12 protein-coding genes are annotated in these 14,098 nt (G+C 58.3%); 7 read left to right on the forward strand and 5 right to left on the reverse strand.

What is annotated here, in order from left to right; genetic code table 11:
• Nucleotides 1-1,419: a cache domain-containing protein gene (locus AADJ11_RS13510; RefSeq protein ID WP_341235050.1), complete on the reverse strand. Its 1,419-nt coding sequence runs from the start codon at nt 1,417-1,419 to the stop codon at nt 1-3.
• Between the two features lie 253 nt (nt 1,420-1,672).
• Here AADJ11_RS13510 and AADJ11_RS13515 point away from each other — a divergent pair, with 253 nt between their 5' ends.
• The 3 genes from AADJ11_RS13515 (at nt 1,673) to AADJ11_RS13525 (ending at nt 6,238) form a co-directional block, all read left to right on the forward strand.
• The gene (locus AADJ11_RS13515; RefSeq protein WP_341235051.1) at nt 1,673-2,761 is read left to right on the forward strand and encodes a TRAP transporter substrate-binding protein; all 1,089 of its coding nucleotides are present in this window, start codon (nt 1,673-1,675) and stop codon (nt 2,759-2,761) included.
• 138 nt (nt 2,762-2,899) lie between these two features.
• Complete coding sequence (locus AADJ11_RS13520; protein ID WP_341235052.1) at nt 2,900-3,868, forward strand: C4-dicarboxylate ABC transporter permease; 969 nt, start codon at nt 2,900-2,902, stop codon at nt 3,866-3,868.
• Nucleotides 3,869-3,883: 15 nt separating this feature from the next.
• The gene (locus AADJ11_RS13525) at nt 3,884-6,238 is read left to right on the forward strand and encodes a TRAP transporter large permease subunit (RefSeq protein ID WP_341235053.1); all 2,355 of its coding nucleotides are present in this window, start codon (nt 3,884-3,886) and stop codon (nt 6,236-6,238) included.
• A 170-nt stretch (nt 6,239-6,408) separates the two neighbouring features.
• On the opposite strand, the gene AADJ11_RS13530 is transcribed toward AADJ11_RS13525, so the two are convergent.
• The 3 genes from AADJ11_RS13530 to AADJ11_RS13540 form a co-directional block, all read right to left on the reverse strand.
• Complete coding sequence (locus AADJ11_RS13530; RefSeq protein WP_341235054.1) at nt 6,409-7,230, reverse strand: arginyltransferase; 822 nt, start codon at nt 7,228-7,230, stop codon at nt 6,409-6,411.
• Between the two features lie 71 nt (nt 7,231-7,301).
• The gene (locus tag AADJ11_RS13535; protein ID WP_341235055.1) at nt 7,302-7,739 is read right to left on the reverse strand and encodes an RDD family protein; all 438 of its coding nucleotides are present in this window, start codon (nt 7,737-7,739) and stop codon (nt 7,302-7,304) included.
• Nucleotides 7,740-7,804: 65 nt separating this feature from the next.
• The gene (locus tag AADJ11_RS13540) at nt 7,805-8,212 is read right to left on the reverse strand and encodes a DUF2852 domain-containing protein (protein WP_341235056.1); all 408 of its coding nucleotides are present in this window, start codon (nt 8,210-8,212) and stop codon (nt 7,805-7,807) included.
• A gap of 230 nt (nt 8,213-8,442) precedes the next feature.
• On the opposite strand from AADJ11_RS13540, the gene AADJ11_RS13545 reads away from it, so the two are divergent.
• The 4 genes from AADJ11_RS13545 to AADJ11_RS13560 all read left to right on the forward strand — a co-directional run bounded on the left by AADJ11_RS13545 (nt 8,443) and on the right by AADJ11_RS13560 (nt 13,388).
• Nucleotides 8,443-11,262: a glutamine-synthetase adenylyltransferase gene (locus AADJ11_RS13545; RefSeq protein WP_341235514.1), complete on the forward strand. Its 2,820-nt coding sequence runs from the start codon at nt 8,443-8,445 to the stop codon at nt 11,260-11,262.
• Nucleotides 11,259-11,531, forward strand: a complete 273-nt coding sequence (locus AADJ11_RS13550) for a hypothetical protein (protein ID WP_341235057.1) — start codon at nt 11,259-11,261, stop codon at nt 11,529-11,531. Before AADJ11_RS13545 ends, AADJ11_RS13550 begins: the two co-directional genes overlap by 4 nt.
• An 84-nt stretch (nt 11,532-11,615) precedes the next feature.
• The gene (locus AADJ11_RS13555) at nt 11,616-12,842 is read left to right on the forward strand and encodes a class I SAM-dependent rRNA methyltransferase (RefSeq protein ID WP_341235058.1); all 1,227 of its coding nucleotides are present in this window, start codon (nt 11,616-11,618) and stop codon (nt 12,840-12,842) included.
• A complete protein-coding gene (locus tag AADJ11_RS13560) occupies nt 12,843-13,388 on the forward strand; it encodes a PIN domain-containing protein (RefSeq protein WP_341235059.1) in 546 nt (181 codons plus the stop codon). It begins immediately after the preceding gene.
• On the opposite strand, the gene AADJ11_RS13565 is transcribed toward AADJ11_RS13560, so the two are convergent.
• Nucleotides 13,385-14,068 (reverse strand): M48 family metalloprotease, encoded by a 684-nt coding sequence (locus tag AADJ11_RS13565; protein ID WP_341235060.1) that lies wholly within the window; start codon nt 14,066-14,068, stop codon nt 13,385-13,387. The genes AADJ11_RS13560 and AADJ11_RS13565 overlap by 4 nt on opposite strands.
• Nucleotides 14,069-14,098 lie beyond the last annotated feature (30 nt).

Consider the following 14,098-nt stretch of genomic DNA (forward strand, 5'->3'; position numbering starts at 1 on the left):
CTAAGTGATCGGGGCAGGGGCGCGAAGGCTAGGTTCCGGCGGTAAAAGATGTGTCAGCGGGACCGTTGCTTGTACCCGCGTGCCACCGGAACTTGATGTTTCCAACGACAGGCTGCCGCCCAATTGATCCATGCGTTCTTGCATATTGCGCAGACCAAGGCCACCGGCGCTTTGTGCATCGGTAAAGATGCCGCGGCCGTTATCCTTGATCTCAAGGGTGGCACCTTGGCGGTGGCCGCGCAAATCGACGACGACTTCGGATGCGCCTGCGTGGCGTTCGATATTTGTCAGGGCTTCTTGAGCGATACGGTAGAGGGCGATCTTGGCGTCGTTATCCAGACGGTTGCGAAACACGACCGTGTTAAAGCGGCAGGTGATACCTGTCCGGCGCGAGAATTCTTCGACCAGCGTTTTCAGGGCAGGGCCCAAGCCCAGATCGTCCAGCACCCCGGGGCGTAAATCACGGCTGATCCGCCGCACCTCTGATATGGCCTCGCCGAGACTGTCGATCCCCTTGCCCAAGGGTTCTGCCGCGCGTCGGTCGCCGCGATCCAGACGGCGGCGCGCGTTTTCCAGGGCATAGCGCACCCCGACCAAAATCTGGCTGATCCCGTCGTGCAGTTCGCGGGCCACGCGGCCGCGTTCTTCTTCTTGGGCGTCGAACACCCGTTGGGTCAGCTTTTTCAGCTTGGCATCAGCCAGCCGTCGTTCACGCAGATTGACCAGCATGCCCGTGCCGAACACCAAAAACAGCGCGGCAAGGGTGATGGCACCAATATAAAGGAACGTGCGTTGCACGCGGGCCAGCACATCGGCGCGGGCCGACGCAACGCTGGACAGGATGTCGTCAATATAAACGCCAGTCCCAACAGCCCACCGCCAACTGGGAAAGGACGTGACATAGGTGATCATCTGCGCCTCGGTCCCGGTGGACGGTTTTGGCCACAGATACGTGTGATAGCCGCCCCCTGCGCGGGCGATGCGGATCAATTCATCGACGACCGGTGTGCCTGCGCTATCGGTTTCACCGCTAAAGTTTTGATTGATCCGGTCGGTTTGCCGCGGGCTGACAAGGGCGTTGCCGTCGAAATCATAGACGAAAAACTGCCCTTCCTCGCCATAGATCATCGCCGATAAAATCTGTGCGACCTGTGCCTTGGCGGGGTCATCCTCGGGCGACGCAGACCCATAGACAAAATAGAAACCGTTGCGTGCTTGGGTGACGTAATTGCGCAGCTCGACCTTTTTTGCGGCAATCAACTGGTTTTCCAGGGTGTTAATCTCGCGGTCTGCCAAGGCCTTGGCCTGCAATGCAACGACCACGGCGATCCCCGCAACGGCCAGCACCAAAGGCACAGCGGCAAGCAGTGTCAGCTTTTGTGCATAGGTCGGGGCAAGGCGGGAAAACAGGCGGCGCATGTGATTCTGGTAAAGGGAAACCTAGCCGAATCAAAGGGGGTGTTCGCAAGGCCAAGATGACCTTTGGGTATCTTGCACAACAGGTTTGCCCAAAGTTTAGGCGTAAATCGGGTCATAATCTTGCGGATGAGGGTGGTCTCTACGCATTAATAGGTATTTCCAACCAAAATAGATCAGGTAAATTGCCTCCACTTGAAACGACCCGCGCGCACATAAACTGCGTGGGCATCCTATACTCGGGAGGAGTATCCATATGGACCGTCGTTCATTTCTGAAGACATCCGCACTTGGCGGCACCGCTGCCGCAGCATCCACGCTGGCGGCACCACTGTACGCCCAAGGCAAACGCACGCTGACAATGGTTACCGCATGGCCGCGCGGCTTTGCTGTTCTTGATGACGCAGCAAACTACCTGAACGCCATGGTTAACGAGATGTCTGACGGCAGCTTGACCATCGAAAAGAAAGCACCGGGCGAACTGGTTGGTGCGTTCGAAGTGTTTGACGCGGTATCGTCCGGTCAGGCCGACATGTACCACGCGGCCGACTACTACTTTATCGGTCAGCACCCAGGTCTGGCGTATTTCACAGCCGTTCCATTCGGTGGCACAGCGCAAGAGCTGACAAACTGGTACCTGCACGGCGGCGGCCACGAGCTGCACAACCAAGTCGGCGAAATCTTCAACATGAAGATGTTCCTTGCCGGTAACTCCGGTTCGCAATCCGGTGGTTGGTTCCGCAAGGAAATCAACTCTGCTGCTGACTTTAACGGTTTGAAATTCCGCATGCCGGGCCTTGGTGGCAAGGTTCTGGGTAAACTGGGCGCATCCGTTCAGAACATCCCCGGCGGCGAACTGTATCAAGCGTTGTCCTCGGGCGCGTTGGACGGTCTTGAGTGGGTTGGTCCATTTGCGGACGAACGCGCGGGCTTCCAAGAAGTTGCCAAAGTCTACTACACAGCGGGCTTCCACGAGCCAGGTTCCGGCCTGACCGCATCCGTTAACCTGGATGTCTTCAACGACCTGACACCTGCTCAGCAAAAAATCATCGAATATTCCTGCATGGCGACAACGCACACAGGTCTGGCCGAAACGCTGGCAAACAACGGTGCCGCACTGGCGCGTCTGCAGCAGCAAGGTGTTAAAACCATGCAGTTCCCAGACGATGTTTGGGATGCATTCGGTGCAGCGTCCAAAGAAGTCATGGACGAAAACATGGATGACAGCCTGTTCGCAGACATCCGCAACAGCTTTGAGACATCTTTGCAGTCTTCTGCAGAGTGGCTGTCCAAGTCTGACGCGTACTACGTGAACCAGCGTCAGCGCGTTCTGGGCCAAGGCTAAGCCTTATAACAGTCGTATCAGGGGTCGCCATCGTGCGGCCCCTGATGCAGTTACACGACCCTGGGCGTTCACGCCGGGGCAACAAAGATTTCGCACCAAGCCTTGTCACAATCAGGGCATGCGAAGGAGGGGACATACATGGCAGATGATGTGGTGTGCGACGGGTTTTTCCGCGCAGCAGAAGGTGCCAAGATAAGCTGTCTGGACAAGTTTCAGGACGGCAATCTGATCAACTTCGTTCTCGGCAATATTCTTGAGGCATTTTACAACTTTTTCGCCGCTCTGGTTAATCCGGGCATGTGGCTGGATTGGTCAAACAGTGAATCCCTCATGCGCTTTATCTATTACGGCGCGTCGGTCGAGCTGTTTTTCGTGCTTTTCATTGGATTGGTGTTCGTCACCGCCTTTGGGTTTTGGCGCAAAGGTTTCATGTGGGGCTGCGTTCGTGTCCTCGAAGGGTTCGCCAACACGGTGGGCCGCTTTTTCGCATGGGCCGGTATTTTGATGGTGCTGCAACAGATCATCATCGTCTTTATGCAGCGGATTTTCACCCGGCCTGATATCTCGGTCGGGTTTGGTATTCCGCTCCAGTTCGACATCAGCTGGTTTGCCGAAGAGCTTAAGCTTTTCAATGCCTTGGTCGTCTGTCTTTGTGTAAGCTACACATTCGTTCAGGGCGGTCACGTACGTGTTGATCTGTTCTATGCGGGTGTGAAATTCCGCACCAAGCGGCTGATCGACATGTTTGGCGCGCTGTTCTTTATGCTGCCATTCGCCGTTGTGACATGGCTGTATGGTTGGTTCTTCCTGTGGCGCCATCTGGTAACGCCGAACCCGTCGGCATCGGACCGGTTGGAACTGTTGCTGCGCAAATCACGCCTGTTGAAATGGAACGTCGAAACGATCGGCTTTTCTCCAAACGGCTTCAACGGTTATTTCCTGTTCAAGATCCTGCTCTGCGCCTTCTGCATTATGGTGATTTTGCAGGCGATCTCCACGTTTTATCGCGCCATTCTTGAGTACCGCGAAGGACCCGAGAGCGAAGATAAATATCTCGACCGCGATACGCTGGGCGAGGGCGAAGAAGCCTTTGAGGGCACACATTAATTTAAGGGACGTCCCATGCTTTTTGGTCTCGACGGGGTCGAAATTGGCCTAATCATCGTTTTTGTCTGCCTGTTTGGCGGCATTTTGTCTGGCTTCCCGGTGGCTTTTGCCATCGGCGGTGCCGGTATTATTTCATTCGCGATTATCGCGGCGCTTGATAGCGCAGGGTTGCTGATCCATCAGGCGATTGACCAATCCTCGCAAGCGTATCGCGATCTGGTGAATTCGGGCGTGCCCAATGATGCGGTGTCGAAATTCCGATACCCTGATTTGCCGCGCATCGCCGAAAGCGTTTTCCCCGCCGGTTGGGAAGAGGCAATGAACCGCAACGTATCGTTCATCGTGAACCGTATGAACGAACGCGTTCTGGCCGGTCAGTCGATTGAGACGCTGCTGGCGGTATTGATGTTCGTTCTGATGGGCATCACGCTGGAACGGTCGAAAATCGCCAACGACCTGCTGACCACAATGGCGCGCGTCTTTGGCCCGCTGCCCGGTGGTTTGGCCGTGTCCATCGTTGTTGTGGGTGCCTTTTTGGCCGCCTCGACCGGTATTGTGGGCGCGACTGTTGTCACCATGGGTTTGCTGGCGCTGCCAACCATGCTGCGCAACGGCTATTCGCCAGAACTGTCGACAGGTGTGATCGCTGCATCAGGCACTTTGGGGCAGATCATTCCGCCGTCCATCGTGATCGTTTTGCTGGGCACATTGGCGGGCGATCTGTATTCCGCCGCTCAAGAGGCCCGCGCCACATCCGCTGGCTGTACCGACGCATTGACCTATCTGGGCGAGCCTGCGGTGGTTTCCGTGGGTACATTGTTCCAGGCGGCATTGCTGCCGGGCATCATGCTGGCGCTGCTTTATGCGCTTTATGCCTTTGTCTATGCGCTGTTTAACCCTGAAAAAGCACCTGCCGTGCCAATGGGATCGACCAATGCCGAACCCATCACACGGGGCGAAGGTTTTACTTGGTTCCTTGGCGCGCCGATCCTGCTGATTGTCGGGACGATCTTCCTTGGCAACATGGGGATCGTGGGCAGTCAGTCCACTGTCGTTTCCAGCTTTAGCGAGACTAGCGAAGGCGCCAGCCTGCGCACGAATGTCGGGCCTGAATGTCAGGCCGCGATGATCGAACTGCACGGGCAAGAAGCATGGGATACAGCCGTGTCCGAACAGGCCGCAATCGAGGCCGCAGGCGGCCAACAGGCCAGCGAAAAACTGTCCGACGAAGCGTTTGCGCAAAAACAGGCGGATAAGATCGCAGACGCCGCACCGATTGGGACAGGCGTTGCCATCATCGTGATCCTGTTGGGCTTGGTTCTGACAACGGCGCGCGGTGTATCGCCCTCTGCTGAACGACGTCCGCTGATCATCGGTGGCATCGGGTTGGTGCTGACGGTGCTGGTCGATATCCTGCTGGTCGGTCCGACAACATCGCCGGGCACCATGGTTGTGCTGATGGCGCTGCCCTTTGCCGCTGTGGTTTACGGGATGCTTTATGGTCTGAAGCTGTGCGCAAGCAACGAGCTGATCCGCGTGGTGTTCCCACCGCTGGTGTTGATCGTCGCTGTGCTGGGGTCGATCTTGGGCGGTATCACCAACCCGACGCCTGCTGCCGCACTTGGTGCGGGCGGGGCGATCATGCTTGCAGCCTATCGCAAGCTAACCGATCTGGACCGGTCGCCCAAGGTGATCATCTGGTCAACGCTGGCCATTCTGATCTGTATCCTTGTGGGCGTGAATTTCGATCTGCGCATCAACCAAGATGATGTCGGTTTCGAGAATTGGGTCGCGTTCTTTGTCGCCTACGGTGCTTACCTTTACGCCGTGTTCGGTTTGCTGTTCTCGTGCTGGATTTTGTACACTTCCGGGGTACTAAGCCCGGTCGTGCGCGAAACCGCCAAGGTGACCTCGATGGTGTTTACCATCCTGATCGGGTCGCAGCTGCTGAACCTCGTGGTGATCTCCTTTGGTGGGGAACACTATATCCAGCAATGGCTCAAGAGCTTTGACAACGAGCTGACGGTGTTCCTGATCGTTATGCTGGTCCTGTTTATCTTGGGCTTTGTGCTGGATTTCCTTGAGATCATTTACATCGTGATCCCGATTGTGGGGCCAGTGATCTATGGCGGTACGTTCGACCCGAAATGGGTGACCATCATGATCGCGGTGAACTTGCAAACATCGTTCCTGACGCCGCCCTTTGGCTTTGCGCTGTTCTATCTGCGCGGTGTGGCACCGGCGAGTGTGACGACGGGCCACATCTATCGCGGCATCATCCCGTTCGTGTTGATTCAGGTAGGTGCCTTGGCGCTGCTGTGGATGTTCCCGGCGATCGTGACAATTGTCCCGGATCTGATGCCGAACTGATCGGCATAGATTTGCGATAGGAAAACGGAGAGGGCACCCGATTGGGTGCCCTCATTCGATTCTAGGCGTGCTTATACTTGGGGTTGGTGGTTCTGTTTGAGGGATGAGGGGGCTGTCTGCCCCCTCAAACTCCCCCGAGGATATTTTTGAGCCAGAGAAGAGGGGCGCGATCAGCGGCGTTTGGAGCTGAGATCGGGCAGGGCGATATTGGCGACCTGTTCGGCGATGGGATCGGTGCTTAGCGGGTGATGGTCCGGGTTGAAATCGGCCGGATCTTTCATCTTGTGCCACTTGCCACCCATATAAACCTCGAGGCCCGAAAACTTGGCCTTGTAGCCCATTTTCGGGCTGCCGGGCACCCAGTAGCCAAGATAGACATAGGGCAGGCCTGCCGCGCGCGCGATATCGATATGGTCTAGGATGATGTAATTGCCCAAGCCGTTCTGGGGCTGGTCGGGTGTATAGAACGAATAGACCATGCTGACGCCATCGCCCAGCACATCCGTGAGGCAGACGCCGATCAGGTCGTTCGTGACCTCATCCGTATATTCAATGACGCGGCTGCGGATTGGGGTTTCCTCGACCATGGCGGCGAATTCGAACACGTCCATATCTGCCATGCCACCATCCGCATGGCGGCTGTCCAGATAGCGGCGGAAGAGATCATATTGATCTTCGGTCGCCCAAGGGGAGGTGGCCCGCCGGGTCAGGCCCGCGTTCCGCTTTAGCGTGCGCTTTTGGCTTTTGCTGGGGACGAAGTCAGCGACGCTGATCCGTGCGGAAAGGCAGGCTGCGCAATCTGCGCAGGACGGGCGGTAAAGCACGTTTTGCGAGCGCCGGAACCCTTGTGCAGACAGGCTGTCGTTCAGCGTTGCGGCGGCCTCTCCCTGCAATGCAGTGAACAATTTCCGCTCTGTCCGCCCCTCAAGATAGGGGCAGGGCTGGGGTGCTGTCACATAGAACTGCGGGGCAATGGGAAGGGTATGGCGCATGCTAATCCGATATTGTTACAAAAAGGATACCAACAGGATTTCAGGACGCCAAGCCCCAGTTTTCCACTGTGTCAGATTTCCTTGCGCCGGTTCAGGGCGACTGTTCCTAATACCATATCGCTAAGCCCCTGACAACGTGCGGTTGTGCCCATCAAAACGATGGAAATCAGCTGCAATGGCATGACGCTTATGCTGATCGTATATCCCAAGGTGTGCAGGAATGCCGTGCCCGTATCGAGACGTTCGTCGTTTTGGGTGCGAAGTTCCATCCCCATCAGGCGCATGCCCCAGGTGGATGATCCGCTGCTCAGCGTGGCGACGCGGTAGAAAAAGCCCACCACCAGCATCATCAGCGGAAAGAAGAACAGGCCTGTGAAGGCAGTGAACGGCAGCATCACAAGGCAGGCCAGCAGGATGATGATCGCATCAACGATCCACGCAAACAGTCGTTTGGTGGCGACGCCGCTGTAAAATTCCGGCTGTGTTTCGGGATCGGGGGGCATTGTCATGTCACTGTCCTTGGAATGGGGTGGATATGCCCCCCAAATGGTGGGGGGCACGGGGGTGCGCAAGTTTACGCGGTTTCGGAGCTATCTTTTTTAGGCGCGCGGTCGGCCATGAACTGGTCGAATTCGGCTTTGTCTTTGGCTTCGCGCAGGCGGGTGAGGAAGGCCTCGAAATTGTTTTGCTCTTCTTCGAGACGGGCCAGCGTATCGGCCTTGTAGGCGTCAAAGGCGGCGTTACCGGTGGGGCGGCTGGCCATTGAACGATGGCTGCGGCGTTTGGCACAAGAGGATGATTTAAACATGCGTTTACTCCAGATCATATAAGCAAGAAGGGCAAGGCCAACAGGCCAGAAGACAATGAAACCGACGATCATTGCGGCGATCCAGGCGGGTTTGCCTTTTGAATCGAGCAGGTCTTCGGCGCGGCCTAGCCAACTGCGTTCAGTGGTGTAGGCGGGGGAATAGGTCTGAGTCATTAAAATCCCTTTCGGTCAGAGTGTGGTGGCCCTGAAAACCTCGGGCCTGTTGTTGTGTGGGTGTATGTAAATCCCTTTCACATTACACTAGATTGTGATTGCCAGGCATTTGCGCAAGGGGTGATGTAAATCTTTTTTACATTAATTCTGCAAAAACCCTAAACGGCTTTGTTTTAATGCAGAAAAACCACCCATTGACCCAAACCGTTGAAACAGCGAATGCTGGCGGGATGAGCACCCTTGCCACCCAAATCACCCGCGTTCCACGCATTTTCAACGCCGATCAGGCTGATGAAGCACGTCAGGCCATGCCCGGACTTGCGCCCGAGTTGGCGGCGTTGGTGACGGGGGCAGGGTCCGTTTCACCCTATCTGCTGGATCTGATGCGAAAGGAAAGCGCATGGTGCACTGCCGCATTTGACGACCCTGAAAAGGCAGTGCAGGCGGTGATCGCAGGCGCGGGGGATGTGGCAGACGATCAGCTGTCGGCGCATCTACGGCAGGGCAAACGACGGATTGCGCTGATGACGGGGCTGGCCGATCTGGCAGGGGCATGGACGCTAGAGCAGGTGACCACCACGCTAAGCCGCTTTGCAGATGCTGCTTGTCACGCGGCCTTGCGTGCGGGGCTGCGCGGCCAGATCAAACGCGGAAAACTGCCCGGCATGACGGCGGATGATGCGGAAACTGGCGCGGGCATGGTGGTGCTGGCCATGGGCAAGATGGGCGCGAACGAGCTTAATTATTCCTCGGACATTGATCTGATCTGCCTGTTTGATGAAACCCGGTTTGAGACAGGCGATTTCCACGGCGCACGCACTGCTTTCGTACGCGCTACCCGCGCGATGAGCGGCACGTTGAGCGACCTGACCGGCGACGGCTATGTGTTTCGCACCGATCTGCGATTGCGCCCCGATCCGGCGGTGACGCCTGTGTGTATGGCGATGGAGGCGGCCGAGCGGTATTACGAAAGCCTTGGCCGCACGTGGGAACGCGCCGCCTATATCAAGGCGCGTCCGGCGGCGGGTGATCTGGCCGCGGGGGACCGTTTTCTAACGGCTTTACGCCCGTTTGTTTGGCGGCGTCATCTGGATTTCGCGGCGATCCAGGATGCCCATGACATGCGGCTGGCGATCCGCGAACATAAAGGTCTGGGCGGGCCGATCACCTTGCCCGGCCATGACATGAAGCTGGGGCGCGGGGGTATTCGCGAGATCGAATTTTTCACCCAGACGCGGCAGTTGATTGCGGGCGGGCGCGATGCTGATCTGCGGGTGCGGGGCACCTGCGACGGTTTGGCGGTGCTGGCGGAAAAGGATTGGTTGCCTGCGGATATGGCCGAGACCTTGGCCGATCATTACCGCGCGCACCGCACTGTGGAGCACCGGGTTCAGATGATCCGCGATGCGCAAACGCATACGTTGCCCAATACGGACGACGGGTTCGCGCGGCTGGCCGCGATGATGGATCAGGACGTGGGCGATCTGCAATCGGATCTGCACCGCCGTCTGGCAGAGGTGCATCATCTGACCGAAGGGTTCTTTGCCGGCTCGGATGCGGGGCAGTCCGACGCGCCCGCGCCGTATGTGTTTGACAGCGCCGTTCTGGACCGATGGCTAACCTATCCCGCCTTGCGCAGCGCGCGTGGGGCCGATCTGTTTGCCGAACTCAAGCCGGGTTTGCTGGCGCGGTTGGCCGAGGCCGATAAACCCGCCGAGGCGCTGCTGGCCTTTGACGGTTTCCTGTCGCGGCTTCCTGCGGGGGTGCAGCTGTTTTCTCTGCTTAAGGTGAACCCGTCCTTGTCGGAGCTTTTGATTGATATCGTCAGCACCTCGCCGGAACTGGCGGCCTATTTGTCGCGCAACGCGGCGGTGCTGGACGCGGTGATTGGCGGTGATTTCTTTAGCGATTGGCCTGGAGAAGCTGCGCTGCGCGATGCGCTGGCGGACACATTGAAGGCCGAAGGCGATTACGAGGCGCGTCTAGATGCCACCCGACGCTGGGCCCGCGAATGGCATTTCCGCGTTGGCGTTCACCATCTGCGCGGTCTGACCGATGCGCGCACCGCCGGCGCACAATATGCCGATCTGGCCCGCGCTGTGTTGCAAGCCCTGTGGCCCGTGGTGGTCGAGGAATTCGCCCGCAAACACGGGTCGCCCCCCGGACGCGGTGCAGTGTTGGTGGGGATGGGGTCGCTTGGCGCGCGGCGTCTGACGGCGACCTCTGATCTGGATATGATCGTGATCTATGACCCGCTGGATGTGGAAGCGTCAGATGGTAAACGCCCCCTGGCCGCGCGGCTCTACTATGCGCGCCTGACCCAAGCGATGATCACCGCGATGACCGCGCCGATGTCGCAAGGCAAGCTGTATGAGATCGACATGCGCCTGCGTCCGTCGGGCAATCAGGGGCCGGTTGCCACCAGCCTTGCCAGCTTTGAAAGCTATCAGATGACGCAGGCGTGGGTGTGGGAACATCTGGCCTTGACCCGTGCGGATGTGATCGTCGGGCCACAGGATCTGGCGGAGGATTTCAACGCGCTCAGAACCAAGGTGCTGGCCAAGCCGCGAGATCGTGCTGCTACCCTGCGCGAGGTGGCGGAAATGCGCGCGCGGCTGGCCACGGCCAAGGCGGCGAATGGCACGTGGGACGCAAAAAATGGGCCGGGGCGGTTGCAAGACATCGAACTGCTCGCCCAAGCGGGGGCCTTGCTGCAAGGTGAAACCGCCCTTCAGATTGACACCGGTCTGGACGCGGCGGCAGCCTCAGGGATTATCAGCGGTGCCGACACGCAGACCCTGAAAGACGCCTATGCCACCTGCTGGTCACTGCAATCGGCGACCCGACTGTTGTCGGCAACGGTCTTGCGCAGTGATCAACTGGGGCAGGCGGGCAGGGGGTTTTTGACACGCAGCCTGCAATGCGACAGTTTGGACGCCCTCGAAACCCATCTTGCGCAAACCTATGCAGCGGCAGCGGCGATCATCCGAAATGCCTTGCAAGACTATGATGACGCGGCAAAGACCGGTCCAGAAAAGGAAACACCATGAGCAAAGGCGACGCGCTGGACCCCAAAGGGCTGATTTACGAATCCTATCAGATCGAGGGCATCACCAAAGCCGAATGCCGGTCCATCTTTCTGGATTGGGCGCTCAGCCTGCCGCTTGATACCGAAACGGGCCCCACCATTCGATTGATGCTGGAACGATATGGCACCACCGCCGACCAGCACCCGATGACAGACGTCATGCGCGAGGGGTTGCAAGGCATGGCCACACCGCAGCGGCGCGGCGGCTGGAAAAGCCGCCCACGCCACTAAATACGTCTCCGATCCAGATCGTTTCGGGGCCCGACCGCACGCTAAGGCTTTCCCAATCCATCAGAACCGACTAGAGGAGGCGTTATGACAACAGCCCCTATCGCATCCGCCCCGACCTCCGCCGCTGATTTGCCAGTAGTTCGCCTGCTGCCGAAAGCCAATGCACGTGCCATTCGTCACGGGTTTCCATGGGTTTACGCCAATGAAATGGTCGTTGACCGCCGGACCAAGGGCCTTGCCCCCGGCAGCCTCGCCATTCTTGAGGACAGCGCCCGTCAGGTGATGGGCATCGTCGCGGTGAACCCGCTGTCGAAAATCTTTTGCCGGATGCTGGATCAAAACTCCGAAGCTGTGATTGATCAAAGCTGGTTTGCCGCCCATATCGGGCGCGCGTTGCAATTGCGTGAACAGCTTTATGATGCGCCGTTTTACCGCCTGATCCACGCCGAAGCCGACGGGCTGCCCGGTGTGATCATCGACCGCTTTGGTGATACCGCCGTGGTTCAGCCGAACGCAGCATGGGCCGATGTGCATATCGACGCGCTGACCGCTGCACTGGTGGAACAGACCGGCATCAAGAACGTGCTGAAAAACGCAGCAGGCCGCACGCGCACCTTGGAAGGGTTGGACGACGTCAGCCTTGTCTTGCAAGGTCAAGCACCAGATGGGCCGCTGCCTGTACCGATGAACGGTGCAACTTATATGGCCGATCTGACCGGTGGTCAAAAGACTGGTATTTTCTATGATCAACGACCCAACCACGCCTTTGCGGCCAACTTGTCCAAGGGCAAGCGGGTGCTGGATGTGTTCGCCCATGTGGGGGGCTTTGGCCTTGCTGCACTGGCAAACGGTGCCAGCTCTGTTCTAGCGGTAGACGGCTCTGCCCCTGCGTTGGAACTGGCGCAAAAAGGTGCCGAAGCGATGAACGTCGCCGACCGATTTGCCACACGCCAAGGCGATGCTTTTGATGTGCTGACGGCCTTGCGGGCCGAGGGTGCGGAATTCGATGTGGTGATCTGTGATCCACCCGCCTTTGCCCCCGGTAAGCCCGCGCTTGAGGCCGGATTGCGCGCCTATGAACGCCTTGCGCGTCTTGCAGCACCCTTGGTTGCGGAAAACGGTATTCTGGCGCTGTGTTCATGTTCGCACGCGGCTGACCTGACGCAGTTCCGCACCTCGTCCATCCGTGGGATCGGCCGGGCAGGGCGCCGCGCGGCGATGCTGCACACCGGATTTGCTGGGCCGGACCATCCGCAATTGCCGCAGCTGGCCGAAACCGGTTACCTTAAGTCGCTGTTCTTTCGTCTTTAAATGACGGTACGGGTCCTGATCGACGCCTGCGTTCTATACCCTACAGTGATGCGAGAAGTCGTGCTGGGGGCGGCGCGCGTAGGCGCGTTCACCCCGCTTTGGTCCGCCCGTATCCTTGAGGAATGGGCGCGCGCCGCCGTCAAGATCGGCCCCACAGGCGAGGCACAGGCTCGCGCTGAAATCGCGTTGCTGCGCGCCGCCTGGCCACAGGCCGAGGTCACGCCGAACCCGGGGCTAGAGCGTCGGTTATATCTGCCCGACGAGAATGACATTCACGTTTTGGCAGCAGCCGTTTCAGGCAACGCAGATATCATTATGACCCTGAACGCCAAGGATTTTCCCCGCGGTACATTGGCCGAAGAAGGGCTGTCGCGGGTTGATCCTGACAGCTATTTGCACGGCATTTGGTCGGCAGAGCCCGCGATGATCGAAAACGTCGCGACGGGCGTATTGGCACAAGCGAAACAGCTATCCGGTCAAGATTGGGAGATGCGCGCGCTGCTTAAAAAAGCGCGTTTGCCACGGCTTGCCAAGGCGCTTGGCTAAGACATCCAGCGCTTTTGCAGGCGGGTCAGCTCGGCGATGCGGTCATCCGTCTTGGGATGGCTCAGCAGCCATGCAGGGGCGGTGCCGTGGTTGCTTTGGGTCAAGGCCTCGAGCTTTTTAAACAGCGAAATCTGCGGCGCGACGCCAATGCCCGCTTTGGTTAACAGCGCTGCTGCATAGGCGTCGGCCTCGTATTCGTCAGCGCGTGACAGCCGCGCCGCCAGCAGGCTTGCCACCATATTCGCAATCCAAATCCCGATACCGGGGATGAGGCGCCCCAAGATCATCCCAAGGGCTGCCCGCATAGCGTTCTGGCCGGAAAAATCGATCATCCGGCGGCGTGAATGGCCCAAAGCGACATGGCCCAGCTCATGTGCGATGACGCTGGCCAATTCCTCGGCCGATACCTCGCCTGATCTGAATTTATTGTAAAACCCGCGCGTGATGAAAATGCGCCCGTCGGGGGCAGCAAGTCCGTTGACCGGAGCGACCTCGTAGATATGAACCTTGATCCGTGGCAGATCGAGCGCCTTGGCCATTTTTCGGCTCATCTCGGCCAAGGCCGGATCGACAAGTTCGGTTGATTTTTCGTCGAGTTCTTTGGCTGTGCGCCACGCGGAAAAGCGGTACATCGCAAGGCCGTAAAGTACGGCAAGCAGGATGGGGATGACGCGTATCATGTAACCAATATGGGCGGTCTGCGGGGAAGG

The organism is uncultured Sulfitobacter sp. (assembly GCF_964021855.1).
Classification (GTDB): domain Bacteria; phylum Pseudomonadota; class Alphaproteobacteria; order Rhodobacterales; family Rhodobacteraceae; genus Sulfitobacter.